At 69.5% G+C, this 26,217-nt stretch carries 23 protein-coding genes; 12 read left to right on the forward strand and 11 right to left on the reverse strand.

Going from position 1 to position 26,217, the window contains the following annotated elements; translation table 11 throughout:
- Window positions 1-58 precede the first annotated feature (58 nt).
- The 6 genes from AB0I03_RS22320 to AB0I03_RS22345 all read left to right on the forward strand — a co-directional run bounded on the left by AB0I03_RS22320 (window position 59) and on the right by AB0I03_RS22345 (window position 5,637).
- Entirely contained in the window at window positions 59-1,675 is a 1,617-nt protein-coding gene (locus AB0I03_RS22320) for a glycosyltransferase family 4 protein (protein WP_360415842.1), read from the forward strand.
- Window positions 1,676-1,814: 139 nt separating this feature from the next.
- Window positions 1,815-2,735, forward strand: a complete 921-nt coding sequence (locus AB0I03_RS22325; RefSeq protein WP_360415844.1) for a proline dehydrogenase family protein — start codon at window positions 1,815-1,817, stop codon at window positions 2,733-2,735.
- Window positions 2,736-2,866: 131 nt separating this feature from the next.
- On the forward strand, window positions 2,867-4,624 hold the full coding sequence (locus AB0I03_RS22330; RefSeq protein WP_360415846.1) for a hypothetical protein: 1,758 nt from the start codon (window positions 2,867-2,869) through the stop codon (window positions 4,622-4,624).
- 197 nt (window positions 4,625-4,821) lie between these two features.
- Window positions 4,822-5,025: a helix-turn-helix domain-containing protein gene (locus tag AB0I03_RS22335; protein WP_030155806.1), complete on the forward strand. Its 204-nt coding sequence runs from the start codon at window positions 4,822-4,824 to the stop codon at window positions 5,023-5,025.
- A gap of 143 nt (window positions 5,026-5,168) precedes the next feature.
- On the forward strand, window positions 5,169-5,270 hold the full coding sequence (locus tag AB0I03_RS22340) for an AURKAIP1/COX24 domain-containing protein (RefSeq protein ID WP_081687713.1): 102 nt from the start codon (window positions 5,169-5,171) through the stop codon (window positions 5,268-5,270).
- 43 nt (window positions 5,271-5,313) lie between these two features.
- A complete protein-coding gene (locus AB0I03_RS22345) occupies window positions 5,314-5,637 on the forward strand; it encodes a DUF2516 family protein (RefSeq protein ID WP_360415848.1) in 324 nt (107 codons plus the stop codon).
- Window positions 5,638-5,723: 86 nt separating this feature from the next.
- On the opposite strand, the gene htpX is transcribed toward AB0I03_RS22345, so the two are convergent.
- From htpX to nuoK, 5 genes are all read right to left on the reverse strand, one after another.
- Entirely contained in the window at window positions 5,724-6,587 is an 864-nt protein-coding gene (gene htpX, locus AB0I03_RS22350; protein ID WP_360415850.1) for a zinc metalloprotease HtpX, read from the reverse strand.
- A gap of 74 nt (window positions 6,588-6,661) precedes the next feature.
- On the reverse strand, window positions 6,662-8,131 hold the full coding sequence (locus tag AB0I03_RS22355) for a proton-conducting transporter membrane subunit (RefSeq protein ID WP_360415852.1): 1,470 nt from the start codon (window positions 8,129-8,131) through the stop codon (window positions 6,662-6,664).
- Window positions 8,132-9,913 (reverse strand): NADH-quinone oxidoreductase subunit M, encoded by a 1,782-nt coding sequence (locus AB0I03_RS22360; RefSeq protein WP_360415854.1) that lies wholly within the window; start codon window positions 9,911-9,913, stop codon window positions 8,132-8,134.
- Window positions 9,904-11,706, reverse strand: a complete 1,803-nt coding sequence (locus AB0I03_RS22365) for an NADH-quinone oxidoreductase subunit L (protein WP_360415856.1) — start codon at window positions 11,704-11,706, stop codon at window positions 9,904-9,906. Before AB0I03_RS22365 ends, AB0I03_RS22360 begins: the two co-directional genes overlap by 10 nt.
- A complete protein-coding gene (nuoK, locus tag AB0I03_RS22370) occupies window positions 11,703-12,023 on the reverse strand; it encodes an NADH-quinone oxidoreductase subunit NuoK (protein ID WP_360415858.1) in 321 nt (106 codons plus the stop codon). The genes AB0I03_RS22365 and nuoK overlap by 4 nt, the downstream gene beginning before the upstream one ends.
- Before the next feature lie 308 nt (window positions 12,024-12,331).
- Between nuoK and AB0I03_RS22375 the strand changes: the two genes are divergently transcribed.
- Window positions 12,332-13,072 carry a GntR family transcriptional regulator gene (locus AB0I03_RS22375; protein ID WP_360415860.1) on the forward strand — a complete coding sequence of 247 codons (741 nt, stop codon included), beginning with the start codon at window positions 12,332-12,334 and terminating at the stop codon, window positions 13,070-13,072.
- Window positions 13,073-13,088: 16 nt separating this feature from the next.
- Here AB0I03_RS22375 and AB0I03_RS22380 read toward each other — a convergent pair whose 3' ends face one another.
- Window positions 13,089-13,766 carry a TetR/AcrR family transcriptional regulator gene (locus AB0I03_RS22380; RefSeq protein ID WP_360415862.1) on the reverse strand — a complete coding sequence of 226 codons (678 nt, stop codon included), beginning with the start codon at window positions 13,764-13,766 and terminating at the stop codon, window positions 13,089-13,091.
- 103 nt (window positions 13,767-13,869) lie between these two features.
- On the opposite strand from AB0I03_RS22380, the gene AB0I03_RS22385 reads away from it, so the two are divergent.
- The gene (locus AB0I03_RS22385) at window positions 13,870-14,598 is read left to right on the forward strand and encodes an NAD(P)H-binding protein (RefSeq protein WP_360415864.1); all 729 of its coding nucleotides are present in this window, start codon (window positions 13,870-13,872) and stop codon (window positions 14,596-14,598) included.
- 132 nt (window positions 14,599-14,730) lie between these two features.
- Here the strand turns inward: AB0I03_RS22385 and mqnP are convergent, their stop codons facing one another.
- Together mqnP and AB0I03_RS22395 are read right to left on the reverse strand one after the other, a co-directional pair.
- The gene (gene mqnP, locus AB0I03_RS22390; RefSeq protein WP_360415866.1) at window positions 14,731-15,618 is read right to left on the reverse strand and encodes a menaquinone biosynthesis prenyltransferase MqnP; all 888 of its coding nucleotides are present in this window, start codon (window positions 15,616-15,618) and stop codon (window positions 14,731-14,733) included.
- Complete coding sequence (locus AB0I03_RS22395) at window positions 15,611-17,080, reverse strand: menaquinone biosynthesis decarboxylase (RefSeq protein ID WP_360415868.1); 1,470 nt, start codon at window positions 17,078-17,080, stop codon at window positions 15,611-15,613. The genes mqnP and AB0I03_RS22395 overlap by 8 nt, the downstream gene beginning before the upstream one ends.
- Window positions 17,081-17,366: 286 nt before the next feature.
- Between AB0I03_RS22395 and AB0I03_RS22400 the strand changes: the two genes are divergently transcribed.
- Both AB0I03_RS22400 and AB0I03_RS22405 read left to right on the forward strand, forming a co-directional pair.
- Window positions 17,367-18,968, forward strand: a complete 1,602-nt coding sequence (locus AB0I03_RS22400; RefSeq protein WP_360415870.1) for an MFS transporter — start codon at window positions 17,367-17,369, stop codon at window positions 18,966-18,968.
- Between the two features lie 14 nt (window positions 18,969-18,982).
- Window positions 18,983-19,693 carry a TetR/AcrR family transcriptional regulator gene (locus AB0I03_RS22405; RefSeq protein ID WP_360415872.1) on the forward strand — a complete coding sequence of 237 codons (711 nt, stop codon included), beginning with the start codon at window positions 18,983-18,985 and terminating at the stop codon, window positions 19,691-19,693.
- Window positions 19,694-19,948: 255 nt separating this feature from the next.
- On the opposite strand, the gene AB0I03_RS22410 is transcribed toward AB0I03_RS22405, so the two are convergent.
- The 3 genes from AB0I03_RS22410 to AB0I03_RS22420 all read right to left on the reverse strand — a co-directional run bounded on the left by AB0I03_RS22410 (window position 19,949) and on the right by AB0I03_RS22420 (window position 24,248).
- The gene (locus AB0I03_RS22410) at window positions 19,949-21,715 is read right to left on the reverse strand and encodes a glycoside hydrolase family 6 protein (RefSeq protein ID WP_360415874.1); all 1,767 of its coding nucleotides are present in this window, start codon (window positions 21,713-21,715) and stop codon (window positions 19,949-19,951) included.
- A 424-nt stretch (window positions 21,716-22,139) separates the two neighbouring features.
- Window positions 22,140-23,549 carry a glycoside hydrolase family 6 protein gene (locus AB0I03_RS22415; RefSeq protein ID WP_360415876.1) on the reverse strand — a complete coding sequence of 470 codons (1,410 nt, stop codon included), beginning with the start codon at window positions 23,547-23,549 and terminating at the stop codon, window positions 22,140-22,142.
- A 486-nt stretch (window positions 23,550-24,035) separates the two neighbouring features.
- Window positions 24,036-24,248, reverse strand: coding sequence for a BldC family transcriptional regulator (locus AB0I03_RS22420; RefSeq protein WP_360415878.1), 213 nt, complete (start codon window positions 24,246-24,248; stop codon window positions 24,036-24,038).
- 226 nt (window positions 24,249-24,474) lie between these two features.
- Between AB0I03_RS22420 and AB0I03_RS22425 the strand changes: the two genes are divergently transcribed.
- Window positions 24,475-24,936, forward strand: a complete 462-nt coding sequence (locus AB0I03_RS22425) for an Lrp/AsnC family transcriptional regulator (protein WP_360415880.1) — start codon at window positions 24,475-24,477, stop codon at window positions 24,934-24,936.
- A complete protein-coding gene (locus AB0I03_RS22430) occupies window positions 24,937-26,007 on the forward strand; it encodes a PLP-dependent cysteine synthase family protein (RefSeq protein WP_360415882.1) in 1,071 nt (356 codons plus the stop codon). It begins immediately after the preceding gene.
- Window positions 26,008-26,217: the final 210 nt, after the last annotated feature.

Here is a 26,217-nt window from a genome sequence, read left to right on the forward strand (position 1 = left end):
TTAGGATGGGGCCCGCCCGGCGCATGCTGCACTCCGGGCCGCAAAGGGAGCGATGAGGATGACGCACGAGGCTCGAACCACAGCCGGGCGCCGGGTGGTGATGCTGGTCGACAACGGCATCGACGGCGACTCGCGCGTGCAGAAGGCCGCCACGTCGATGGCCGACGCGGGCTGGGACGTGCACCTCATCGGCATCGCGCCCGGTAAGCAGGCCTCGCGCTTCGAACTCGGCGGCGCCACCGCGTACCGCCGCGTCGTGAAGCTCTGGCCCGGTCTCAAGCCCCTGCGCCAGCGCCTCGCGCGCGTCCGCTTCCCGTTCGCGCACGCCAGGCTCGCCGAAGCCGAACTCGCATGGGAGCAGCGGCGGATCCTGCGCACCGATCTCGCGCAGCGGCGCCTCCGGGCCGAGCTGCGCGCCGAGGGCCGCAAGAACCTGGGAGGCGGCCTGCCGCTCCTGTTCCACCGGGTCCGCGTCAAGGCGGGCGTGCGCTGGCTGCGCTTCCGCCTCGACCAGACCCGGTGCATGGCCGAGGCGCAGAAGGCCCGTCCCGACGGGCGTTTGGAGCGGTTCGAGGCCGCCTACTGGAAGCTGGTGCTGGGGGACCGGAGCTGGCGCAAGCTCGACCCGTGGTCGCTGCGGTTCGACATCGCGTTCACGCCGCTCCTCGATCGGCTCGAACCCGACCTGATCCACGTGCACGACTACCGGATGATCGGGGTGGGGGTCCGCGCGGCGGGCCGCGCCCGCGCCAAGGGCCGCAAGGTCCCGGTGGTGTACGACGCGCACGAGTTCCTGCCGGGGGTCAAGCCGCGGAACCGGAAGTGGCAGGTCGCGCAGATCGCGCACGAGCGCGAGTACGTGCCGTACGCGGACGCGGTGGTGACGGTCTCGCCGCGGATCGCCGAGCTGCTCGTGGAGTCCCACGGGCTCGCCGAGCTTCCCGCGGTCGTGCTCAATTCGCCGCCGCGCCCCGACCCGGCGCGCGCGGCGTGGGCGACGCCTGAGGGTTTCGGCGACGTGCGGGCCGCTTGCGGCCTGGATGCCGGGACGCCGCTGATGGTGTACTGCGGCGGGGCGTCGCCGCAGCGGGGGCTCCACCTGATGGTCGAGGCGCTCGGTCTGGAGCCGGAGCTGCACGCGGCGTTCGTGGTCAACGTGACGACCGGTCCGTACGCGGAGTCGCTGCTGGAGCAGGCGGAGCGGCTGGGTGCGGCGGACCGGGTGCACCTCATGCCGTACGTCCCGTACGACGTGCTGACGACGTTCCTGGCCACGGCCGACGTCGGGGTCCACCCGCTGGAGACCGGTCTGGTCAACCACGAGGTGGGGTTGAACACCAAGTTCTTCGAGTTCATGCACGCGGGGCTGCCGATCGTCATCAGCGACGTGAAGGTGATGTCCGAAGAGGTGCGCCGCCTCGGCATCGGCGAGGTGTTCCGGTACGGGGACGCGGAGGGCCTGGCGCGGGGCGTGCGGGCGGTGCTCGACGACCGGCCCGGCTACACGAAGCGCTATGCCGAGCCCGGTTTCCTCGACGAGTTCACGTGGGAGGCGCAGGCGGCCCGGTACGACGAGCTGTACCGTCGCCTGCTCGCGGCCGGTCCCGCGCCGAAGGTGCCCGCGGCACGGAACGGCCAGAGCGGTGTGAACCCGGCAAATCAACTCCCGGTATAGGCGGGAACAGAGGTTCGATCCCCGAAATACCTTGGAAGCATAAGATTCCTCGGCATTCTCGTCTTGGTTTCCAATGTTGCGGCACACGTGTTATGCCACCGTGACCTGCGGCCGGGACGCGGGCGGCTACGCTGCAGACATGCTGCGTTCTGTCATCCTCGCCGCCGCGAGGTCATCGAAGATCGAGCGGCTCGTCGGCACCGCGCCGGTGACGCGATCGCTCGTCCGCCGCTACGTCGCGGGCGAGACCACGGCCCATGCCGTCGCCACCACCCGGACCCTCGCGGCCGACGGACTGCTCGCCACACTCGACTACCTCGGCGAGGACACGGTCGTCGTCGAGCAGGCCGACGCCACCCGCGACGAGTACCTCGACCTCCTCGCCGCCCTCAAGGGCGAGGGCCTCGCGGGCTCCGCCGAGGTCAGCGTCAAGCTCTCCGCCGTCGGCCAGCGCATCGACGCCGAGCTCGCCTACGACCGGGCCCGCGAGATCTGCGCCGCCGCCGCGGACGCCGGCACCTCGGTCACCGTCGACATGGAGGACCACACCGTCACCGACTCCACTCTGGAGATCGTGCAGCGCCTGCGCGAGGACTACCCGTCCACCGGCGCCGTGCTCCAGGCGTACCTGCGCCGCACGGAGGACGACTGCAAGACGCAGGCCGTGCCCGACTCGCGCATCCGGCTCTGCAAGGGCGCCTACAAGGAGCCCGAGTCGGTCGCCTACCAGCGCAGTCTCGACGTCGACCGGTCCTATGTGCGCTGTATCAACGCGCTCATGGCCGGCGAGGGCTACCCGATGCTCGCGACGCACGACCCGCGGCTGATCGAGATCGGCATCGACCGGGCCCGCTGGTACGACCGCGGCAAGGAGTCGTTCGAGTTCCAGATGCTGTACGGCATCCGCCCGGCCGAGCAGCTGCGGCTGGCCGCCGAGGGGTACCGGATGCGCGTGTACGTGCCGTACGGCGACCAGTGGTACGGGTACCTCATGCGCCGCATGGCCGAGCGCCCGGCGAACCTGGCCGTGTTCGCGCGCTCACTGTGGACCAAGTCTTAGAGAGTTCTGAGGACCGGGCCGGGCGGAGTGGTCTCCGACCCGGTCCGTTCCTGCTCATGGCGTTGGACGCCCAGCACACACCGCGTATTCGGGGTTCGCACGGGTAGCGATCGGCGACTACAGTTGCGAGCGTGACTCAAGCCCCCGAGGACTTCACCCCGGACTCCCACGAGCGCGACCGCCCCGGCGTACCCCGCCCCGGGCAGGCCGCCTCGTCCCCGCTCGTGCCCGGCCAGCGCTCGGTCAGCGCCGCGCCGGGTGAAACGCCGCGCAGCATCTCGCCTGAACCGGTGCTGCCGCAAGCGGGCACGGGCGACGCGGTGATCCCGCAGGCCGCGCCGATGCCGCCGATGCCGGAGCCCACGGCCCCGCCCTCGACGCTGCCGGTCGACATGCTCCCGCCCGGAGCGGTCCCGCAGGGGCACATGCAGGGTCATATGCCTCCGGGCCAGTACCCCACGGCCCCTTACCCGGGCGGGCCGCACCAGGTGCCGGCCGGGCCGATCCCGGTCACGGCGATGCCGCCGTGGCCCGGCGGGCACGTCCACTTCCCGCGCCCTGACAGGAAGCCGTCCCGGATCGGGACGTTCTTCGTCGTCCTCCTCCTCGTCACGGGCTCCGTCTTCGGCGGGGCCCTCGTCAACGGCTGGCGTCCGGGGATGCCCGCCGCCGAGACCGGCACGATCGAGGGGCTCGCGGTCCAGCCCGGCGAGGGCACCGTCCCCAGCCCGGGCCCGAACGCGTCCGAGGCGGAGATCCTCGCCTACCTCAAGGAGCAGGCGCAGCTCGTCCTCGACGCCCAGAGCGAGTCGCTCCTCAACAACAGCGTCGAGGGCTGGCTGGCCGCGTACGACCCGACCCTGCACGACCAGATGACCCGCCGCTTCGAGTCGCTGAGCTCGATGCAGGTCTCGCGCTTCGACTACCAGATCGCCTCGGGACCCATCGAGGACTCCTCCGGCGCGGTCCCGCTCTACGACATCTCGGTCGCGCTCTCCTACTGCTTCGTCGACCCGGCCGACACGTGCAAGGCCGCCGACATCGTCTTCGACTCGCGCTGGCGCGCGGGCGCTGACGGCCTGGTCATGGTCGAGGTCTCCAACTCGGAGTTCGGGGAGGGCCCGCACCCGTGGGAGGTCACCGATCTCGTTGCGGCCGTAGGCGAGCGCACCGTCACGGCGGTGCCGCTGGAGATGGCCGACCGCCTGGACGACGCCCTGGAGGTGGCCGAGGCCGCCGCGGTGAACGCGGACCAGTGGGCGTTCTGGGAGAAGCCCGACCGGTACGTCGTCTACATCGCCGGCGACGAGGAGTTCGAGGTCTGGTTCGGGGGCTTCTGGGACTCCGAGGGCGTGGTCGGGTTCGCGCTGCCGCTCTCGGGCACGCTCGAAGGCGAGCGCCAGCCGTCCACGTACGCCACCGTCATGAACGTCGACCTCTCCGGCTGGGGCCCCGGCCTCGACTCGGTGATCCGGCACGAGCTCGGCCACGCAGTGACCCTGTGGGCCGCGCCGTCCGAGCGGTACGCCGACGACACCTGGTGGATGGTCGAGGGCGTCGCCGAGTACATCGACGAGGGCGACCGCCCCTACGATCAGTACACCCGCCGGGGCGACGTGCGCGAGTACGTCGAGCAGGGCGGCTGCGAGACCGACATCCTCCCGCCGGACGGGGACGACGACGCGCTCGCCGGCTCCGGCAAGTACGGGTGCGGGTTCCTCGGCGTCACCTACCTGATCGACGAGTACGGGCTCGAGAAGTTCACCGAGCTCTTCGGCGCGACGGCCCGTGAGGGCGGGCCGGCGGTGGACGCGGTGCAGGAGATCTACGGAAAGAGCTATGCGGATCTGATGCAGGAGATTACGGCCTTCATTGCCCAGACCGTGTGAGATCGGGTGTTGCCGGGTGGCCCGGACTGCCGTAACATGAGCCTCATCCCAATCGAAAGACATCAACGTCACAGTCTGTGACGACCGACTTGTTTCGGTTCATATGGGCATTCGCGTCCGCCGCACCGCAAACACATCACACACCCCACGTCCTTGCATAAGTGCTCGCAACAGCCCTCGACAGAACGGTGAGACACATGAGCGAACCCGGGGACCTCCTCGACGAGGTCAAGTTCTTGACGGTGACGGAGGTGGCCGAGCTGATGCGCGTCTCGAAGATGACGGTGTACCGGCTCGTCCACAACGGCGAGATCGCGGCGGTGCGGGTCGGGCGCTCCTTCCGCGTTCCCGAGAGCGCGGTCAAGACCTACCTCTCCGAAGCGCTCCAGACCGACGACTGATCCCCTCGGCCCGGCAGGTCCCGCCACGCGCGAGCTGTGACGGGGCCTGCGGTTCCGCTCGCCCGGCGCGGGGGCCGCCGGGCAGGCGCGTTAGGCTGGTCGGGCTCGAAAAATTGTCTAGTGAACATCTGTGAGGAAGCTCTATGGGCTCGGTCATCAAGAAGCGGCGCAAGCGCATGGCGAAGAAGAAGCACCGCAAGCTGCTCCGCAAGACCCGCGTGCAGCGTCGCAAGCTCGGCAAGTAGCCGAGTCGACCGGCTCCCGAGTACCTGCGGGTAGGCTGGGCGCATGCCAGAGTTCGCAGCAGTGTTCGCCTTCGACGTGCGCTATTACGTCTTTCTGCTCATTACGCTCGGAGCCGCCCTGCTCTCGGTCATCGCTCTCACCCACTGCGCGGTGCAGAAGCCCGACGCGTTCAATGCCGTCGGCACCCTGTCCAAGGGCGCGTGGCTCGGCATCCTGGCCGTCAGCCTGGCATTGACGCTGCTGTTCATGCAGCGTCCCGGGTCGGGGCTCATCTTCACCCTGGTGACCATCGCCGCGGCGCTGGTGTACCTCCTGGACGTGCGGACCGGGCTCAAAGACCTTCGCGGCGGCGGTTCGTCGTACTGAGCGGTTCCCGCTCGAACACGTGAGAAAGCCGCGTCGACCAGTGTCGACGCGGCTTTCGGCATGCCCTGACCGCGGCCTGTCGCGGCCTAGCGCACGATGCCGCGGGCCATCGCCCGCAGTCGCGCGACCCGCTCCGCCGTGGGCGGGTGGGTCGAGAACAGGCTCGCGAGCCCGCCGCCGCGCAGCGGCGACTCGATCATCAGGTGCGACTGCTCCGCGATGCGGCTGTCGGACCGCGCCGGCATCCGATCGACCCCGGCCGAGATCTTCTCCAGCGCGCTCGCGAGCGCGAGCGGGTCCCCGGTGAGGCGCGCGCCGTCGGCGTCGGCCTCGAATTCGCGCGAGCGCGACACGGCCATCTGGATGAGGCCGGCGGCCAGCGGGCCGAGGATCATCGTCAGCAGCAGCACGAGCGGGTTCGGCCGGTCCTCGTCACTCGAGCCGAAGAACGGCAGGAACATCGCCAGGTTCGCGAGCATCGTGATGATGCTGGCCAGCGCCCCGGCGACCGAGGAGATGAGGATGTCGCGGTTGTAGACGTGCGACAGCTCGTGCCCGATCACCGCCCGCAGTTCAGCGGGCGTGAGCAGCTGCAGGATGCCCTGGGTGACCGCGACCGCGGCGTTCTCGGGATTGCGGCCGGTCGCGAACGCGTTCGGCTGCATCGTGGGTGAGACGTACAGGCGCGGCATCGGCTGGTTCGCACGGTGCGCGAGCTCGCGGACCATCGCGTACAGCTGCGGTGCCTGCGCCTCCGACACCGGCTGCGCCCGCATGGAGCGCAGGGCGATCTTGTCGGAGTTGAAGTAGGCGTAGGCGTTCATGCCGACGGCGATGACCGCTGCGATGAGGATGCCCGTGGAGCCGCCGAGCACGTAGCCGATGGCGATCACGAGCGCCGACATCGCGCCGAGCAACACTGCCGTCTTGAGGCCGTTGTGATGCTTCATGATGCTTGGGTTTCCCTTCTTGTGGGAAAAGCAACGTCCTGACTACGGCCAGTATTTCTCTGTGAGCTGGGAACTTACCGAGAAATGGCGGTGAAGTCCAACACGAGCTGCGGCGCGAGCGTGACGGCGAGCAGCGCGATGCCGATCAAGGCGAGGGCGATCGCGAAGCGGCCCTTGCCGGTCCCTCGGCCTGCGGCGCCGCGGCCCATGAGCACGGTGCGGGCGAGCGGCAGGTAGTAGGCGAGCCCGAGCACGGCCCCGGCGGCGACGATCACGGCGAGCCACACGGCCGAGGACGCCAGCACCTCCAGCACGGCCACCTTCGCGAACGTCCCGGCGAGCGCGGGCGGCAGCCCGGCCAGGCCGACCACCGAGAAGAGGAGGAGTGAAGCGGGCAGGGGAGCGGCGCGCCAGAGACCCGCGAGCTCGGCGATCGAGCCGCCCTCGCCGGAAACGTGAACGCCTCGCCCGGCCGGTGCCGCGTCGAGCCCGTCGGCAGGAGACACCGCTCCTGAACGGATGGCCGTGAGCGCCGCGAACGCGCCCGCCTCCAGCAGCACGAAGAACACCGCGTACGCCAGGGCCGCCGATGCGGCCGCCGCCGCGTCCTCCTGCCCGGCGGCGGTCGCGACCACCGCGAGCGGCGCGAGCACGTAGCCCGCGTGGGCGATCCCGGACCAGGCCAGCAGCGGCACCGTCCGGCGCTGCACCAGCGCCCCGAGGTTCCCGGTCACGATCGAGGCGACGCTCAGCGCCGCGACCACGATCCCGGTGCTCGTCCCCGCGCTCGCGCCGAGTCCGAAGTGCACCACCCAGACGATCGCGACCGCGCCGCCGAGCTTCGAGGCGCTGGCGAGGTACGTGGCGATCGGCAGCGGGGCCCGTTCGAGCACGAGCGGCGCCCAGGCGTGGAGCGGCGCGGCCGCGAGCTTGAACGCGAGCCCGCCGAGCAGCAGTGCGGCTCCGGCCGCCACGAGCCCCGCGTCGGCCCCGGCGAGGCCGGCCGCGAGCCCTTCGAGGTGCACGGTGCCCGCCGCCGAGTAGAGGAGCGCCGCGCCCATGAGCGCGGTCGCCGAGGACACGATGGAGGCGATGAGGAACGTCACGCCCGCTTCGGCCCCGTCGCGGCCGGGTCGGGTGACGAGCACGTACAGCGGCACCGTGAGGGTCTCGAGGGCCACGATCAGCGTGATCAGGTCGCGCGCGCCGGCGAGCGTGATGCCGCCCGCCGCCGAGACCGCCAGCAGGAACCAGTACTCCCCGGCCTGCCGCCCGCTCAATGCGGCCACGAGCACGCTCAATCCGGCGAACACGACCGCCGCGCCCATCGCGGCGTCGTCGGCCACGAACGAGTGCCAGCCGCCGACCGCGAACGTGGCCCGGTCCTCGCCGCCGCCCACCCAGGCCGCCGCGATCGCCGCCGCGCTGAGTCCGATCATCGTGCAGGCCTTCGCGAACCGACCCGCGAACAGCGCGAGCACTCCCGCTCCGGCCGCGAGGTAGAGCGGCAGCAGCGCCATGTGGTCGATCGCCTGCACCTGCATCTACAGCAGCCCCTCACCGAACAGGTCCAGCAGCGGGCCCGGCATGAGGCCGAGCAGCAGCGTCCCCGCCACCAGCGGCGACCAGACGATCAATTCCACTGTGGAGACGTCACCGATGCCGGAGACTGCGGGCGCGACGGGGCCGTGGCTGACCCGCCGCAGCATCCGCAGCAGGTACGCCGCGGCCAGGAACGCCCCGAACGCCGCCGCCGCGGCCAGCGCGAGCCAGGCCCCGCCGCGTTCGGCCGCCGCGTACACCGTGAAGGCCTCGCCCCAGAACCCCGCCAGGCCCGGCAGGCCGAGCGACGCGAACGCCGCGAAGCCGAGGAGCCCGGCGAACGTCGGCGCGGCGAGCCGGAGCCCGCCGAGCGAGCCGAGGAGTCCGGTGTGCGTGCGGGCCTTGAGGGCTCCGGCGAGGAAGAACAGCAGGGGGGTGATGAGGCCGTGCGCGAGGTTCCCGAAGAGCGCGGCGCGGATGCCCGCTTCGGTGCCGGTGGCGAACGCGAGGACCACGAAGCCCATGTGGCCCACGGAGGAGTACGCGATGAGGCGCTTGAGTTCGGGGAGGCTCAGGCACACCAGGCCCGCGACGACGATGCCGAGCGCGGCGAGCACTGCGAGGACCGGGGCGGCGTCGGCCGCGCCTTGCGGGGCGATGCCTCCGGCGACGCGGATGAGGCCGTACGTGCCGAGTTTGAGGAGCACCCCGGCGAGGAGTACCGAGCCGACGGTGGGTGCGGCGGTGTGCGCGTCGGGCAGCCAGGAGTGCAGCGGCCACAGCGGGGCTTTGACCGCGAATCCGATGGCCAGTAGGGCGAACACGAGGAGCGAGAGGTCCGGGCTGACGCCGCCGAGGAGGATGAGCGCGCCGAGGTCGGCGGTGCCGGTGTCGGCGACCGCGACGAACAGGCCCGTGGCCATGAGTAGTGACCCGGCGACGGTGAACAGCGCGAACTTCGCGGCGGCATGCCGGCGCGCGGCCGGGTCGCCGTAGCGGTGGATGATCGCCCACATCGGCAGGAGGACCGACTCGAAGGCGATGAAGAAGAGGACCAGGTTGTCCGCGAAGAACACGAGCGTCGACGCGAACTGCACCGCGAGGAGCAGCGCGGTGAGCGTCGGCGACGGCCGCGAAGCGGCGGCTGCCGTGCCGGTTGCTTCATCGTCGGACTGGCCGAGCGCGCCGCCGGACACACTGGGTGCCGGTTCGCCGGGCACCCCGGTAACACCGTCCGCGGCCAGGGAAGGGCCCCCGGTTGCAACCGTAGCGAGTGGAACCTGAAGCGCAGCTGAAGTGCGACTTTCGGCACTCGCGCCGACCGCCCCGCCGGGCTCGCCGAGCGGAGATTCCCCGGGCACCCCGGTAACACCACCCGCGGCCAGGGAAGGGCCCCCGGTTGCAACCGTAGCGAGCGGTACCTGAAGCGCAGCTGAAGTGTGACGTTCCGCACCCAGCGCATTGTGGAGGCAGCACAGCAGGCCCAGCAACGCCGTCAGCACCGCGAGCGGCCACGAGATGCCGTCGACCGCCAGCGAGAAGTCCAGGTAGATCGAAGGCGCCCAGGCGAACTCGACCTCGTGCCACCAGCCGCCGGTCATGCTCCCGCCGATGGTGGACCAGTCGCCGCTGCCGCGCCCCAGCGGCAGCAGCGCGACCACCGCCAGCGCCAGCGCCGCCGCGCCGACCCCGATCCAGTGCGCGAACGCCCGGTCCCGCCAAGCCCACACGAGCACCGCCCCGAAGAACGGCACCGCCACCGCAGGCACCAGCATCAGCTCCACATGCCCACCCCGATCGCCACCGCCGCGACCAGCAGCGTCCCCGCCGCGCTCAACCGCAGGTACCGCACCAGCCCGCCCCGGTGCCCGGCCGCGGTGTCCTCGGCCGCCGCGAGCGTCGCCCGCGCCGAACCCTCCACCGCCGTCCGATCCACCAACTGCTCATCGAGCACCCGGGCCGCCGCGCTGGCAGTCCGCGCGACCGCGCGGGTCGCCTTGCCCGCCAGCCGCTCCGCGAAGAATCCTTCCGCCATCGCCGGCCGGGCGCGGCCGAGGACGCCAGCCGGGTCGCGTGCATCGTCCATTGCGGGCACCTCTCGCCGGTGTCCGCGCCACCACGCGTCGGCGATCACGGCGAACCCGCCGAGGCTCGCGAGCAGCAGCAGCGCCATCAAGTCCAGGTGCAGCTCCGGCAGGAGGAACGGCCCCGCAAAGTACAGCCCGCCGAAGCCGACGACCACGATCATCAACGCCCACAGGCTGAACGCCTCGCCGCTCGGCACCACGGGCCGCTCGTCCCGCGCGGGCGCGCCGCGCCAGAACAGCAGCAGCCACAGCCGCGCCGAGTATGCGGCCGTCAGGAGGCTCGCGCCGATCCCGGCCCAGAACACGACGACCCCGGCCGGTGTCCCGGCCTCGTACGCCGCGCCGAGGACCGCCTCTTTGCTGTAGAAGCCGCCCAGCGGCGGCAGGCCCGCCATCGAGGCGAGCCCGATCGTCATGGCCCAGAACGTCAACCGCGAGTCGCCGGGCCGCAGCCTGGTCGTGCGCAGGGAACCGTTCGTGCCCGCGAGCGCGATCACGACGCCCGCGGTGAGGAACAGCAGCGCCTTGAAGCCCGCGTGCGAGACGAGGTGGAACAGGGCCGCGTCCCCCGCCGCCACGGCGACGGCCGCGAACATGAACCCGACCTGGCTCACCGTGGACCAGGCGAGCACGCCTTTGAGGTCCCTCGCCGCGAGCGCGCTCAGGCCCGCGCCGACCATGGTCACCGCCGCGACGACGGCGACCACGAGCAGCAGGTGCTCGGGCCAGACCGGGATGAGCCGGGTCAGCACGTACGCGCCGGCTGCGACCATCGTGGCCGCGTGGATGAGCGCGCTCACCGGGGTCGGGCCGGCCATTGCCGGGGGCAGCCAGATCTGGAGCGGGAACTGCGCGGACTTGCCGATGCAGCCGAACAGGATCAGCAGCATCCCCGCCGCGGCGGGCCCCTCCGGCACGTCCGCCAGTTCGCTGATCCGGAAGCTCCCGGCGGCGGCGCCGAGGACCATCACGCCGAGAACGAACGCGACGTCGCCGAAGCGCGTCACCAGGAACGCCTTGGCCGCAGCGCCGGGCGCTTCGGGCAGCTTCGCGTAGTGGGCGATGAGGAGGTACGAGCAGGCGCCCATGACCTCCCAGCCGATGAGGAGGAACACGAGGTCGTCGGCGGTCACGACGAGGAGCATCGCGGCGCAGAACAGGTTGACCTGCGCGGCGAACGCCGGGTAGTGCGGGTCGTCGCGCAGGTAGGCGACCGAGTAGACCTGCACGAGGAGGGTCACGAACGCGGTCGCGATCGCCACGGCCGTCGCGGTCCCGGAGAGTTCGAGCGCGAGGTCGACCCGGATCGGGCCGAAGTCGGCGAGGGTCAGCGCGAACGTCGGGTTCACGATGGCGCACATCGCCGCCGCGTACAGCGTGAACGCGGGCGCGGTCAGGGCGAAGTACCTCGCGAGGCCGCGGTGCCGGAACAGCAGCCCGGCCAGGCCCGCTGCCGCGGGGAAGCCGATGAGGAGCAGCCCGTACGTCATCGGCGGCTCCGGGCGTCGGCGGGCGGTTCCTCGGGGAGGTCGTCGGTGTCGATGGTGGCCCGCTCGCGCCACAGGTTGAGAATGAGCGCAAGACCCACCCCGACCTCGGCCGCGGCGATGACCACGATGAACAGCGCGAAGCTCTGCCCGGTGTAGGCATTGTGGACGAGGTCGGCCGTGACGAGCACGAGGTGCACGCCGCCGAGCATGAGTTCCGCGGCGGCCAACTGGAGCACGGCGTTGCGGCGCGTGAGGACCCCGTAGAGGCCGATCGCGAACAGCCCCACGGCGATCAGGAACCCGATCAGCGGGTGCACGGCGTCCTCCCCGGAAGGGCGAGACGGGTCGATGGGGGCCGCATGGCCTCATCTTGGACTACCGCGCACCTGAAGTCCAGCATCAGGAGCGTGTTGATGCGGGTCGATCGCCACGCCGCGGACGCGCCGTTCACCTCCGCCCTGCGATCGCGCGAGCGCGGACCTCCACGTGAGGGCGCATCGGATCGTGCTCGCTGGGCCGCGCCGGCGGTGTAGAGGCAGGCGCGCCGCGGACTCGCGAGCCGCGCAGCCGTGCGCGCCCTCTGGGTAGGCTGATGCGGCATCAGGCGAGGAGGGGTTCAAGGGATATGCCGGGCAAGCGGGGCGCGTCAGCGGCGGTCGCCGTCGAAGCGCTGCGCCAGCGCATCATCGACGGGACGTACGCTCCCGGCGACCGCATGCCCAGCGCCACCTTGATCAGCGAAGAGTTCGGCATCGATCGCGGCACCGCCGCCAGCGTGCTCGCGCAACTCCGCGAAGCCGGGTACATCATCACCAAGCCCAGCTCGGGCAGTTATGTCCGCAGCTTCGAGCGGATCGTCCGCTCCTTCCCGCAGCGCCTCACCGTGTGGCGCGAGGGCGAGTCCATCCAGGACGCCGACACGGGCAAGCGAGCCCGGATGGTCGAGGTGACCGTCGGCGAAGTGCCCGCGAGCGAGACGGTCGCGTCCCCGCTCGGCCTCACGCCCGGCGACCCGGTGCTGCGCCGCTCCAGGCGCTTCGCGGTCGAGCAGCGGCCGGTCCAGCTCGCCGATTCCTTCTATCTGGTCGACATGGTCCGCGCGACCCCGATCGTCTACACCGACACCGGACCCGGCGGTGTCTACGCGCGGCTCGCCGAGATCGGCCACGCACCCGTCCGGTTCACCGAGCGGCTGCATGCGCGGATGCCCTTGCCGGCCGAGCGGGCCGCCCTCGAACTTCCCGGCGGCACGCCGGTCATAGCGGTCGTGCGCACCGCATTCGATGCCGAGGACCGCTGCGTGGAGGTCACCGAGATGATCATCGACGCGAGCGCGTACGAACTCGAGTACCACGCCGAGGTCTGAGCCCGGCCGAGCCGGTTCAGGCCCAGGAGTCCCGGTGCCGCTCTAGGCCGTCGAGGATGAGGTCGAGGCCGATCCAGAATTCATCCGCATAGTCGTAGCCGGGTTTGAGGGCGTGTTCCATCGCCAGTTCGGCCAGGTGCGGGAATCCTTCGATGGCCGCCTGCTCCAGGATCGGGGCCGCGACCTCCTCCAGGTCGCCGGGCGATTCGAAGGGCAGGGCGAGTTCCTGCATGACGAAGCCGTAGATGTAGGCGTCGAGCAGGGAGAAGGCGTGCGCCGCACCGGCGACGGTGAATCCTTGGGCGCGCAGGCAGCCGATGACCGCGTTGTGGTGGCGGAGGGTCGCCAGGCCGGCGTCGGCTCGCGAGTCCATGAGGGCGATCGCCCATGGATGCCGCACCAGCGCCTCCCGCATCGAGGCGGCGCGGCGGCGCATCTCGGCCTTCCAGTCCTCGCCTTGGGACGGGAGCTCGATTTCGGAGAAGACGAAGTCGACCATGCCGTCGAGCAGCGCGTCCTTGTTGCGGAAGTGGTGGTACAGCGCCATGGCCTGCACGCCCAGCCGCTCGGCGAGCTTGCGCGTGCTCGGCACCTTCCCGCCGGACTCGTCGGCCATCGCGACGGCGGTGCGCACGACCTTCTCCCTGCTCAGCGTGCCCCGAGCGGAAGGCGGATCGGCCGGTTCGGTCGTCACGCGTCGCCTCCTGTCCGTCGTTCGCACATCGCCGGTACTTTACACTGTACAGTTTTCCTGTACAGTGTAAAGGTAGAAGCACCCTTCGAACGAGGAGCAAGTCATGGAACCGTCGAACCCGATCGTCCCGCAGGCCGGCGTCGGCAAGCGAATGTGCATCGTCGGCGCATCAGGGAAGCTGGGCCAGTACATGGTGCGGCACGCGCTCGCCCGGGGCTACGAGGTCGTGGGCGTCTGCCGGGAGAAGAGCGTCTCGAAGCTCGCGGACGTCGCCGACCGGATCACCGTCATCGGCGGCGACACGAACGACCGCGAGGTCATCGCGAAGGCCGTGGAAGGCTGCGACGCCGTCCTCACCGTGCTCGTGCCCTGGGGCGTGAACGACTACGCCTCGGGCACCGCGCGCGCGGTGATCGACTACGCGAAACCCGGTGCACGCCTGGTCTTCTCGTGCGGCTGGCACATCACCCGCGACGGCCGGGACGTCTACTCCTGGAAGATCAAGGCCGCGGTCGCCTTCGCACGGTTCATGCGCTTCACCAGGCTCCTCGACCTCGACGACCAGTACCGCGCCGCCGACCTCATCTTCAAGAGCGACACCCGCTGGACGCTCGTGCGCGGCTCGGACCTCGAAGAGGGCCAGAGCGAGGGCCTGCCGGTGTGGGCCCGCCACGTGGGCGACCCGATCTTGGAGAGCAACATGACCCGCAGGATCGACTACGCGCTCTTCATGGTCGAAGCCGTCACCGACGACAGCCTGGTCCAAGAGGCCCCGGCCATCGTCGGTTGCCGCACCCCCTCAGCCCTCGCCCACGCCGCCGAGCGGTCCTGAGGACGACCGGCCGGCGGTCCTTGGAGGCGATGACGATCTGCGTTCGAGGGCACTTAGGACGGACGGATGGCGGCGTTCACCCTGCCCGAAGGGGGCCCGCGTCTACGCGGCCGGCTGAAACAACGAAGCCTGTCAGCGCAGGAGCAGGTCGGCCAGGGCGAAGGCGAACAGGGCGACCGCTACGAAGCCGTTGGCGGTGAAGAAGGCGCGGTTGACCTTCGACAGGTCGTCGGGCCGCACGACCCAGTGCTCGTAGGCGAGCGCGACGGCGACGACCGCGAGACCGATCCAGTACAGCCAGCCGTAGCCGGTGAGGATGCCGAACCAGGCGAAGAGGGCCCAGGCGATGGCGTGGGTGACCGTGGAGGCATGGAGTGACGCCTGCACGCCCCACCTGGCCGGGGTGGAGTGGACGCCGATCTCGCGGTCGATCTCGACGTCCTGGCAGGCGTAGATGAGGTCGAAGCCGCCGATCCAGAGGCCCACTGCCGCACCGAGGACGATGCTCGGGGCCGAGCCCTCGAAGGTGCCGGTCACCGCGAGCCACGCGCCCACGGGCGCGACCATCTGGGCGAGGCCGAGGATCGCGTGCGGGTAGTTCGTGAAGCGCTTCGCGTACGGGTAGACGATCAGCGGGGCCACGGCCAGGGGGCTGAGCCACAGGCAAAGCGGGTTGAGCAGGCCCGCAGAGACCAGGAGGGCCGCCAGGCTCACCGCGCAGCCGATGTACGCCGTCTTGAGCGAGACCCGGCCGGTCACCAGCTCGCGCTTGGCGGTGCGCGGGTTGAGGGCGTCGATCTTGCGGTCGATGATCCGGTTCGCGGCCATCGCCAGGGTGCGGGCGCTGACCATCGCCACGGTCACGAGGACCAGGACCCACCACGAGAAGGCGTCCTCGCGCACCATCACCGTAAGGCTGGAGAGGTACGCGAAGGGCAGCGCGAACACCGAGTGCTCGAACGCGACCAGCTTGAGGAAGTCCTTGACGTGGTTCGGCTTCGGGGCGGTGGCGTTAGTCAATTCCGTACTCTTTCCAGCGGCGGTCGACCGTGGCCTTCACCGCCGAGCTCATGCGCATCGCCTCGGGCCAGCCGCGCGTGTAGCCCTCCTCGGGCCATTTCGCGGTCGCGTCGAGGCCGGCCTTGCCGCCCCAGAACTGGTGGTAGGAGGCGTGGTCGAGGTGGTCGACGGGGCCCTCGGTGAGGAGCAGGTCCCGCGAGTAGTCCACATTGCCCAGTGCGCGCCAGGCGACCTCGCGGTAGTCGTGCACGTCGCAGTCGGCGTCGACCACGACGATGAGCTTGGTGTGGCTCATCTGCTGGAGGCCCCAGATCGCGCTCATGACCTTCTGCGCCTGCTTCGGGTACTTCTTGTCGATCGAGACGATGACGCAGTTGTGGAAGACCCCGGCGGCGGGCATGTCGTAGTCGATGATCTCCGGGACCATGATCTTGATGAGCGGCAGGAAGATCCGCTCCGTCGCCTTGCCGAGCCCGTGGTCCTCCTGGGGCGGAGCCGAGGTGACGATGGTGTGGTAGATCGGCTTCTGCCGCATGGTCATCGCCTCGATGTGCATGACCGGGAACGGCTCCACCGGGGTGTAGAACCCGGTGTGGTCGCCGAAGGGCCCCTCGGGCATCCGCTCGCCGGGCTCGGCCCAGCCTTCGAGGATGATCTGCGAGTTCGCCGGGACCTGGAGCGGGACGGTGAGGCAGTCGACCATCTCGACGCGCTCGCCGCGCAGGAACCCCGCGAACAGGTATTCGTCGATGTCCGGGGGGAGCGGTGCGGTCGCGGCGTAGGCCATCACCGGGTCGGGGCCGATCGCGATCGCGACGGGCAGGCGCTCGCCGCGCTTCTCGGCCTCGGCGTAGTGGGAGGTCGAGTTCTTGTGGATCTGCCAGTGCAGGCCGATCGAGCGCTCGGTGTGCTGCTGGAGGCGGTAGAGGCCGACGTTGCGCTTGCCGGTCTCGGGGTGCTTGGTGTGGGTGAGTCCGAAGTTGTGGAAGACGCCGCCGTCCCCGGGCCAGACCTGGAGGCCGGGCAGCATGTCGAGGTCGACGTCGTCGCCGGTGAAGACCACTTCCTGGCACGGGGCCTTGCGGACCTTCTTGGGCGGCACGGACTTCAGCTGCATGAGCTTGCCGAGGCCGTCGCGGATGCCGGACCAGCCGACGGGCAGCTCGGGCTTGGCGAGGGCGCCGATGCGGTCGCCGATCTCGTTGAGTGAGGCCACGCCGAGGGCCTTGGCCATGCGTGCCTCGGTGCCGAAGAGGTTGATCGCCACGGGCATCGTGCTGCCGGAGGGGCGCTCGAAGAGCAGCGCGGGGCCGTCCTCGCGGATCACCCGCTGGGTGACCTCGGAGATCTCCAGGTGCGGGTCGACTTCGGCGGTGATGCGCCTGAGGTCGCCGTCCGCCTCGAGGGCGGCCAGGAACGCCTGCAGGTCTTCGTACGGGAACTTGGGTGCCACGCCGTTCATTCAACCACCCGGCCGCGGTCACATTTCCGGGCTCTACTTCGTCCTAGGAGTGACAACGCTTGCGTCTGTGAGCCGTATTACGATACGCTACCGTATCGTTTCGTATAGGCGTAGGCTCGAGTCGACACCACGATACGACCGGGGTCCGACGACCCCGGGCATCGAACACCCGCGCGCCACGGGCCCGAGCCGGCCCCGCGCACGAGCCGCGGTCGGCGCCGCGGCCCACATCACGCAGATCACGAACCTGCTGCACTGCAGAACACTGCACAGAAACGGAAACCCTGTGAGCGACACCCGTTCCGAACCGACCCCAGAGGCGGCGCCCGAGACCGGAGCCGTCGAGGACGCGGGCCACCCGCGCCGGTGGGCCATCCTCAGCGTCCTGGTCATCAGCCTCATCGTCGTCGTCCTCGACAACACCGTCCTGAACGTCGCCATGAAGACCCTCGCCGACCCCAAGGAAGGCGTCGGCGCCAGCCAGAGCGAGCTGGCCTGGATGATCAACTCCTACACGCTGGTCTTCGCCGGGATGCTCTTCGCCTTCGGCGTCATCGGCGACCGCATCGGCCGCAAGAAGATGCTCCTCGGCGGCCTCGTCGTCTTCGGCGTCGCCTCCCTGCTCTCGGCCTACGCCGAGACGCCCGACCAGCTCATCTGGTACCGCGCCCTCATGGGCTTCGGCGCCGCCATGATGATGCCCTCCACCCTCTCCATGCTCCGCAACCTCTTCCCCGCCAAGGAGTTCCCCAAGGCCCTCGGCATCTGGACCGGCGCGGTCGGCATCGGCGGCGCCATCGGCCCGATCGTCGGCGGCGCGCTCCTCGAGCGCTTCTGGTGGGGCTCGGTCTTCCTCATCAACGTCCCGATCGTCGCCTTCGGCATCGTGGCGCTCATGATCATGGCCCCCGAGTCGAAGGGCCTCCAGGCCAAGCCCGACCTCGTCGGCATGGCCCTCTCCGTCCTCGGCCTCGTCAGCCTCACCTACGGCATCATCGAAGCCGGCGACCAGGGCTCCTGGACCGGCGTCCGAGTCTGGGGCACCTTCGCCTTCGGCGTGATCGTCCTGATCGGCTTCGTCCTGTGGGAGCGGCGCGTCCCGCACGCCTCGCTCGACATGAAGCTGTTCAAGAACACCCGCTTCTCGGCCTCCTCGGCCATCATCGTGCTCACGTTCTTCGGCATGATGGGCCTGTTCTTCTTCATGACGTTCTACATCCAGATCGTCCGCGGCTACTCGCCGCTGGAGACCGGCCTGCTGTTCCTGCCGATGGGCGCCGCGATGCTCGTCTTCGCACCGATGTCGAACATGTTCGTGCAGCGCTTCGGCGCCAAGGTCGTCGGCTCCGTCGCGATGCTCCTGGTCATCGCCAACTTCGCGATCTCCGCGTTCGTCCTGGACCTCGACAGCTCCGTGTGGCTGCTCATCGCGCAGTTCACGATCACCGGCATCGGCATGTCGAACCTCATGCCCCCGGCCATGAACACGCTCATGTCCTCCGTGCCGAAGGAGAAGGCCGGCGTCGGCTCCGCCCTCGCCAACACGCTCCGGCAGGTCGGCGGCGCCCTCGGCGTCGCGGTCCTCGGCACCGTCATGGCCCAGGCCTACCGCGCCGAGATCGCCGACACCGCCCCGCAGTTGTCCGACGAGGCCCGCGAATCCATCGCCTCCACGTACGGCGCGGTCGAGACCGGCCAGGTCCCGGCCGCAGGCGTCCTGGACGCGGCCAACGCCTCGTTCCTCGACGCACTGCACACCACCGCCATCAGCGCGATCGGCGTGGCCCTCGCGGGCCTCATCGTGATCCTGCTGTTCTTCCCCGGCAAGCAGCGCCGCGAGACCGAGACCCCGGAGCAGGCCGCCGAACCCGCCCTCGTCGAGGCCTAGGGGAGAATCGCACCATGCCTCCCGAGCTCAGCGAGACGCCGACCGTCCCGGACCGTGCCGCCCGAGACGGCGCCCATGGCCTGGGTGCCGCCCCTGACAACGCGCCCGACGGCCCTGCGGCCCCGGCCCCCAACAAGGGCCGGCCCCGCAGCGAGGCGGTCAGCCAGGCGATCCTGGAAGCCGTCCTCGACCTCATCGCCGAGCACGAGAACACCACCGACGTGAGCATCGAGGCCGTCGCGGAGCGCTCCGGCGTCTCCAAGGCCTCGATCTACCGGCGCTGGTCCTCCAAAGAGGAGATGATCGCCGCGGCGATGGAGTGCATCAAGGCCCCGCTGCCGGCCGAGATGCCGCGCACCTCGCTGCGCGACGACCTGGTCCACCTGGGGCACAGCATGATCCGCACCCACGGCGAGCGGGACACGAAGGTCCTCAGGTGCATGATGCTCGCCATGAAGGACCCGGAGTACAAGGTCCACCACGACCGGCTCGTGGAACGGCGGCGCAAGTTCGTGCGCGACACCTTCGCGTACTGGGCCGAGCGCGGCCAGGTGCGTCCCGACCTGGACCTGCACCTGGCGGTGGCGATGATCGTCAGCCCCATGCTGACGATCTACGTGTACGGCCAGTACGCGGAGCTCCAGTCGCCCGACACCGTCGAGCGCATCGTCGACTCGCTGCTGCGCGGCATCGGCGCCGGCCCGGCGCTCGAAGCGACCGTTTAGCCCGCAAACGCCTCGCGGCCTTCACGATCCGCCGATCGTGAAGGCCGCGTTCGTTCCCCCCGGACCGGATATGACCGGGCCCCGCCGTCCCGCGGGGCCCGGTCACCGGAAGGAACCGAGGATCTGGTCTAGGGGGTCCGGCTCACCGCCTCCCGGCGAGCCGGACCGGATTGCTACCGCCTAGTCGACCGGCGGTATTCGCGTTCGCGAGGAGCTCCGCGCTCCGCGTTCTGGTTCGCGGAGCTCCTCAGGCCGCTAGTTGACCGGCGGGTACGCGTTCTCGAGGAGCTCCGCGAACTGCTCAGAGGACCAGTGGCCCGAGAGCGGCATGTTGTCGCGGGCACCCGAGGGGTTGTTGCCGTTGCGGATGTTGCCCTGGTAGTCGGGGTCGCACATCTCGTCGAAGCCCTTGCCCTCATCGTTGTCGATGAACTCGGAGGCGCCGTCGGACTCGCCCGGGGGCTTGATCCACACGTAGGCGTCGATCCAGGGCTCGGGGTCGGCCTGCGGCCGCTCACCGAGACCGGCACCGGCCTGGTTGCACCAGTTGCCCTTCTGGAAGCGCTGGTCGATGCGGGACTCGTCGACGAAGGTCACCGGGTCATTCGAGGTCGAGGTGCCGGTGGGCCGGTAGTCGCCGCCCCAGCCGTTGCGGCTGGTGTCGATCAGCATGCCGATGCCCTCGTTGAAGCCGTTGTCGATCAGCTCCTCGCGGAACGCCTGGGTGAAGTCCTTCTCGTTGTTGAAGTCGTTCCAGTCGACCCACGGCAGGTTCCCGTTCTGGTTGAGGGCCTGGCCGCCGACGACCTGGTCCACCTCCCAGTAGGGCTCCTCCAGCGCCGAGTAGTTCGCGGTGTTGGAGATGAAGCCGTGCACGTCGTCAGCGGTCATCCCGTTCTGGCCGATGAGCGAGCCGAACAGCTCGGCCGCGGCGAAGAAGTTGTCGTACTGCGGGTTCGTGTCGCCCCAGCCGATCCAGCCGTGGTGGCCGGCGTCGATGTAGTTGTAGGTGTTGCCCAGGGCGCCGAGCTCGGCCACGGCGTACGAGACACCGTCGACGTAGTTGCCGTTCTCCTTCATCGTGTCGCAGTTGTCGACAGCGGTCGCCCGCGGCGTCACGTTGGTGACCAGGTTCGGGAGCGAGTCGATCTCGATCACGTTGACGATCTTGAGGTCGGCGTACTTGGCCTGCCCCTGGATCTCCACGATCGGGTCGATGTACTCGCTCTTGTACTCGGCGATCTCGGTCTGGCCCAGCTCGCCGTTGGAGGCGAGCGCGGCGCAGTCGCGGCCGGGCAGGTTGTAGATGACGATCTGGATGACGTCCGCGCCCTGCTCGAGGGCCTCGTCGAGGTGGTCCTCCAGGCCCATCGAGCCCGTGGTGGGGGAGCTGTTGCCGTAGATCGCGCTGGTGCGGTCGAGCCACACGCCCGTGGGCTGGTCGGCGACCGCGTCGCCGCCCGGCTCCGCCGCGGCCCGAGCGGCCCACTGCGGGTTCACGTAGACCTGAGCGCCCGTGTACGGGTTGTCGACCTTGTCACCGGGGCCGCCCGGGTCACCGGTGGTCGGGCCGTCGGTGGGCGTCGTCGAGGTGGGGGGCTCGGTCGGCCCGTTGCAGACGTCGCCGTTCACCGTGAACTGGCCCGGAGTCGCAGAGGACCCGCTCCCGATGAATCCGAAGACCTCGCGGCTCTGACCGGAGCCGATGCTGGCGTTCCAGCCCACGTCCTTGCCGGTGAAGCCGGTGCCGCTCTGGGTCCAGCCGACGTTCCAGGCGTTGGAGACGGTGGTCCCGGCCGGGAAGTTCCACTTCACTTCCCAGCCGTTGATCGCTTCGTCGGCGGTGATGACGACGTTGGCCTGGAAGCCCCCGCCCCAGGTGCTGACGACGTTGTAGTCGACTTCGCAGCCTTCTTCGGCGAGTGCCTGGTTCGCCGACGCAAAGGTCAGACCGGTCGCTGCGAGCGCGCCCACGGCGACGCTCGTGAGCGCGAGTCTTCTTCTCCTTCGAGATACTTGCATTTGTCGATGTCCTTCGGGGTTGTCGGCCACGTCACGCGGCCTGGAACGGGTGCCCATCGAGGGAAGCGCTCCCAAGATGTGCATTGATAATCTCCGATATATTGATGGACTGTCAAGAGGTCCACCAGGAAAATTCGCTCATCGGGCTCGATTGGCCAACGCTTTCGAAGGCGTTCGCCAGGACGGCAAACGCTTGACTCAGTGAAAACGCTCCCGCGAGAACCGAACGGAACCTTTAGAAAAACTTCGAAGCGCAACGGGTGTCGCACCTGGACGGCACGCTTGATTCGGGGGGCGCTGCGCGTGTCCGATTTGCGGGCACTCGCCTGGCTCGACCCGTTTCACATACGGCGGCGGGGCCGCGCATCGCGCGGCCCCGCCGTCTGCAAACGGGCGAAGTGCCGGTTCGCCATCACCTGCCGAATCAGTTCACCGGCGGGTAGGCGTTCGCGAGGAGCTCCGCGAACTGCTCACTCGACCAGTGGCCGGAGAGCGGCATCTCGCCGCGCGCCCCGCTCATGTTGAACCCGTTGCGGATGTTGCCCTCGTACGCCGGGTCGCACATCTCGTCGAAGCCCTTGCCCTCGTCGTTGTCGATCGGCTCCGAAGCGCCGTCCGACTCCCCGGGGGGCTTGATCCACACGTAGGCGTCGATGCCCGGCTCGGGCGCGACCTGCGGCCGCTCGCCGAGGCCCGCACCGGCCTGGTTGCACCAGTTGCCCTTCTGGAACCGCCGGTCGATGCGCGACTCGTCCACGAACGTCGCCGGGTCGGTCGAAGCGGACGGGCCGGCAGGCCGGTCAGGGCCGCCCCAGCCGTTGCGGCTGGTGTCGATGAGCATCCCGATGTCCGAGTTGTATCCATTGGCGACCAGCTCGTCGCGGAACGCGGTCGAGAAGTCGATCTCGCCGTTGAAGTCGTTCCAGTCCACCCACTTCACGTTCGGGTTCTGGTTCAGCGCCTGGCCGCCCACGACCTGGTCGACCTCCCAGTGCGGCTCCTCGAGCGCCGAGTAGTTCGCGGTGTTCGTGATGAAGCCGTGCACGTGGTCGGCGGTCATCCCGTTCTCGCCGATGAGCGAGCCGAACAGGGCCGCGGACGCGTTGAAGTTGTCGTACAGCGGGTTCGTGTCGGCCCAGCCGATCCACCCGTGGTGGCCCGCGTCCAGGTAGTTGTACGTGTTCGGCAGCGCGCCGAGCTCGGCCGCCGCGTACGAGACGCCGTCGACGTAGTTGCCGTTGGCCTTCATCGTGTCGCAGTTCGCGGTCGCGGTCTCGCGCGGCGAGACGTTCGTGACCAGGTTCGGCAGCGAGTCGATCTCGATCACGTTGACGATCCGCAGGCCGGCGTAGGCCGGGTCGCTCTGGATCGCGACGATCGGGTCGATGTACTCGTTCTTGTACCGGTCGATCTCGTCGGCCTTCAGCTCGCCGTTGGAGGCGAGCGCGGCGCAGTCGCGGCCGGGCAGGTTGTAGATGACGACCTGGATGACGTCCGCGCCCTGCGACACGGCCTCGTCGAGGTGGTCCTTGAGGCCCATCGTGCCGGTGGTGGGGGAGTCGTTGCCTTCGATGGCGCTGATCCGGTCGAGCCAGACCCCCGTGGGCTCGTCGGCGATCGCGTCGCCGCCCGGTTCGGCCGCGGCGTTCGCGGCCCACTGCGGGTTGACGTAGACCTGGGCGCCCTCGTACGGGTTGTCGACCTTCGCCTGGGCGATGCCGGCGTCCTGCTCCTGCGCGCCGGCGCTGGTCAGCGCCACGGTGCTCACGGTGGCGGCGGCGAGCGCCGCCGCGGCCAGCGCGCCGAGGCGCTGCTTCCTTCGACTGAGTGTCATGTGCCTTCCCTCGATTGATAGTCGGGCTTGACGTCTTCGGGGCGGCTCCGCAGTACCGGGTGACACGGAAGCGCTCCCAAACCTTCACATCGAAGTTTGCCTATGTCTCAGTGTGATGTCAAGGGGCTCGATCCCGGAGAATCCGGAATTTTCCCATTGGCGGCATGTATGGCGACTCAGGGTATTGTTCCGACTTCAAAAAGTGAACAAATGCCCTCAATGGAACAAAAAGACTCCACTTTGGATTTGAACGTCCCCTGGGCAGCGAAAAACCCGCGCCGCCGCTTGCTCCGGCAAACGGCGGCACGGGTTTCGACGATCCGCAGCGCTTCGGGCCCGAACATGCGAAAAGCCGGTACCGGGCGCGTCCTTCCTCGGCCGTGTGCGGACGTGGGGCGCTGCGCGGGACCGGCTTGTGCCGGACGGTCGTTCAGTTCACGGATTCGCGGCCGCTGAGGCGTCCGCGGGTTGCGGTCGGGCCTGCTGCTACTGGGCGTTCCCGGCCTCAAATGTGGTCTGGGCTCCGGCATCGCCTTCGAGCAGTGCCCGCACTTCCGATTCGCGGAACCGACGGTGCCCGCCCGGTGTGCGTATGCTCCCGATCCGGCCTGCGGCGGCCCAGCGCGTCACGGTCTTGGGATCGACTCGGAACAGCGTGGCCACTTCGCCAGGTGTGAGTAGGCGGTCCTCGGTCTCCATGATTTCTTCCTCCCCGTGATGAAGACTCACTTCGTGCGTTAAACCCATTACACCACTATTCAGTCAAACCTGCCATGAGTTCTTGGACATACTTTCGGCTGGTAGGTATTGCCTGAAAGTACCACGCGTATGTCAACCGCGCTCTGAGCTGATTCTGACGCGCTAGGAGTTCGCGGGTATGAGGTAGGCAGAGGGCGCAAGTGGCAACTCTGGTTATCCTCGACAAGTGGACGAGATCGACCAGACCATCGTGAACCTCTTGCGCACCGACGGGCGTACCTCCTACGCCGAACTGGCGCGGCGGGTCGGTCTCACCGCGCCCTCCGTGCAGGACCGCGTGACCAAACTCGAGAAGAACGGCGTCATCACCGGCTACAAGGCCGTGATCGACTCCGAGGCCATCGGGCTCGGGATCACCGCGCTCATCGGCATCATCCCCGACAACACGGCCGACCACCGCGACATCTGCGAACGGCTGCGCGCCATTCCGCAGATCGAATCGTGTTATTTCCTCGCCGGCGTCGAGTGCTATCAACTCAAGGTGCGGGTGCCCAAGATGGGCGACCTCGAACAGCTCATCCATCGCGTGGGCGCGATTCCCGGTGTGGCGCAGACGCGCACCACCATCACGCTCTCGACCAAGTGGGAGGACCGGCCGCAGCCCGTCCCGTTCGAGCAGGCGGACTGAATGCGCGTCGTCGACCGGTCCCGGCCGCGGTCCTGGACCGACTGGGCCATCACCACAGTGGAGGCCGACGCGAACCGCTCGGCCGACACCCACCTGCTGCCGTTCCCGCTGCCGGGCGACTGGGGCGTGGACCTCTACCTCAAGGACGAGTCGACGCACCCGACCGGCTCGCTCAAGCACCGGCTCGCGCGCTCGCTGTTCCTGTACGCGATCTGCAACGGCTGGATCGGCGAGGGCACGCCCGTCATCGAGGCCTCGAGCGGCTCGACCGCCGTCAGCGAGGCGTACTTCGCGCGGATGCTCGGGCTGCCGTTCACGGCCGTGATGCCGCAGTCGACGAGCGCCTCGAAGATCGCGCTCATCGAGTCCTACGGCGGCCGGGCGCACCTGGTGCAGGAGGCCGGCGAGGTGTGCGCCGAGGCCGAGCGGCTCGCCGCCGCCACGGGCGGCCACTTCATGGACCAGTTCACGTACGCCGAGCGGGCCACGGACTGGCGCGGCAACAACAACATCGCCGAGAGCATCTTCGAGCAGATGCGCCTCGAGCGGCACCCGGTGCCGGCCTGGATCGTGGTCGGCGCGGGCACGGGCGGGACCTCGGCGACCATCGGGCGTTACGTGCGGTTCCGCAAGCACGCCACGAACCTGTGCGTGGTCGACCCCGAGTTCTCGGCGTTCTTCGACGGGTGGCGGGAGGGCGACCCGGCGGCGTCCGCCGAGCGCGGCTCGCGGATCGAGGGGATCGGGCGGCCCGCGGTGGAGCCCTCGTTCGTCCCCGATCTGGTCGACCGCATGGTGAAAGTGGACGACGCCGAGTCGATCGCCTGCGTGCGCTGGGCCTCCGAGCGGCTGGGGCGGCGCCTCGGCGGCTCCACGGGCACCAATCTCGTGGCGGCGCTCGCGATCATCGCGGAGATGCGCGAGTCGGGCCGCGGCGGCAGCATCGTGACGCTGCTGTGCGACTCGGGGCTTCGCTACGGCAGCACCTACTTCGACGACGAGTGGGTCGCGGCCCAGGGCATGGACCTCGACGCCGCCGCGGCGAGGCTCGCGCCGCTGCTGCCCGCCTGACCGTTCGTCCTGCCGGCACGACCGCTCGTCCGCCAACTCCGACCGCTCGCCGAACACGTCTGTCCGCGAACGCTTTCCTCACGTTACGATTCCCGCCAGGAACATCGATGATTGTCATTACATAGATGCTTCGGACCTCCCGGCATGTCCGAGGAACGCATTCGACCGAACCGGCGCCGATTTGAATCGTTTCAGGAAGGAACGTTTCGC

It is taken from the genome of Glycomyces sp. NPDC021274, from assembly GCF_040641195.1.
Taxonomy (GTDB): domain Bacteria; phylum Actinomycetota; class Actinomycetes; order Mycobacteriales; family Micromonosporaceae; genus Glycomyces.

Bases quoted from the DNA above. Each gene is read 5' to 3' on its own strand.
- AB0I03_RS22320 (WP_360415842.1), top strand. From the start codon at position 59: ATGACGCACGAGGCTCGAACCACAGCCGGGCGCCGGGTGGTGATGCTG.
- AB0I03_RS22325 (WP_360415844.1), top strand. From the start codon at position 1,815: ATGCTGCGTTCTGTCATCCTCGCCGCCGCGAGGTCATCGAAGATCGAG.
- AB0I03_RS22335 (WP_030155806.1), top strand. From the start codon at position 4,822: ATGAGCGAACCCGGGGACCTCCTCGACGAGGTCAAGTTCTTGACGGTG.
- AB0I03_RS22340 (WP_081687713.1), top strand. From the start codon at position 5,169: ATGGGCTCGGTCATCAAGAAGCGGCGCAAGCGCATGGCGAAGAAGAAG.
- AB0I03_RS22345 (WP_360415848.1), top strand. From the start codon at position 5,314: ATGCCAGAGTTCGCAGCAGTGTTCGCCTTCGACGTGCGCTATTACGTC.
- htpX (WP_360415850.1), bottom strand. From the start codon at position 6,587: ATGAAGCATCACAACGGCCTCAAGACGGCAGTGTTGCTCGGCGCGATG.
- AB0I03_RS22355 (WP_360415852.1), bottom strand. From the start codon at position 8,131: ATGCAGGTGCAGGCGATCGACCACATGGCGCTGCTGCCGCTCTACCTC.
- AB0I03_RS22365 (WP_360415856.1), bottom strand. From the start codon at position 11,706: ATGACGTACGGGCTGCTCCTCATCGGCTTCCCCGCGGCAGCGGGCCTG.
- AB0I03_RS22375 (WP_360415860.1), top strand. From the start codon at position 12,332: ATGCCGGGCAAGCGGGGCGCGTCAGCGGCGGTCGCCGTCGAAGCGCTG.
- AB0I03_RS22385 (WP_360415864.1), top strand. From the start codon at position 13,870: ATGGAACCGTCGAACCCGATCGTCCCGCAGGCCGGCGTCGGCAAGCGA.
- AB0I03_RS22395 (WP_360415868.1), bottom strand. From the start codon at position 17,080: ATGAACGGCGTGGCACCCAAGTTCCCGTACGAAGACCTGCAGGCGTTC.
- AB0I03_RS22405 (WP_360415872.1), top strand. From the start codon at position 18,983: ATGCCTCCCGAGCTCAGCGAGACGCCGACCGTCCCGGACCGTGCCGCC.
- AB0I03_RS22410 (WP_360415874.1), bottom strand. From the start codon at position 21,715: ATGCAAGTATCTCGAAGGAGAAGAAGACTCGCGCTCACGAGCGTCGCC.
- AB0I03_RS22415 (WP_360415876.1), bottom strand. From the start codon at position 23,549: ATGACACTCAGTCGAAGGAAGCAGCGCCTCGGCGCGCTGGCCGCGGCG.
- AB0I03_RS22420 (WP_360415878.1), bottom strand. From the start codon at position 24,248: ATGGAGACCGAGGACCGCCTACTCACACCTGGCGAAGTGGCCACGCTG.
- AB0I03_RS22430 (WP_360415882.1), top strand. From the start codon at position 24,937: ATGCGCGTCGTCGACCGGTCCCGGCCGCGGTCCTGGACCGACTGGGCC.